Origin of the sequence: Chryseobacterium sp. SIMBA_038, from assembly GCF_046535115.1 — a bacterium.
Taxonomy (GTDB): Bacteria; Bacteroidota; Bacteroidia; order Flavobacteriales; family Weeksellaceae; genus Chryseobacterium.
The window spans coordinates 1-254 of the sequence record NZ_JAWRXH010000310.1 but is presented as its reverse complement, the minus strand read 5'-3'; the positions used below and the strand labels follow the sequence as shown (position 1 = coordinate 254).

The 254-nt window shown below is 53.1% G+C and carries 1 protein-coding gene; it reads right to left on the bottom strand.

Features of this window, described 5'->3' with window-relative positions; translation table 11 throughout:
* Positions 1-62: 62 nt before the first annotated feature.
* On the bottom strand, positions 63-254 hold a 192-nt coding region (locus SB689_RS23690), incomplete at its 5' end, for a DUF4142 domain-containing protein (protein ID WP_410694485.1).

The window sequence follows — 254 nt, the reverse complement described above, 5'->3', positions numbered from 1 at the left end:
GATATAGATCCGGTCGAAGGAGTCTTCGCGGGACTCAAGGCGCATTTGCTTCGCTTTGCCCGTCAGGAAGCTTCGGTTGGAACGTTCATATGTAGCTGATCGCCGAGCGTCTTGAGTTTGCCGTAAAGCTGCGCTTTGCTGGCGATTACCTGATGGGCAAAGTCTTTGACTCCCTGACTCTGACTTTTCTGCAACGCAACTTTCGCGCTCTCGGTCTGAAATACACTCTGCTGCGCGGCCTCTTCCATAAAGGC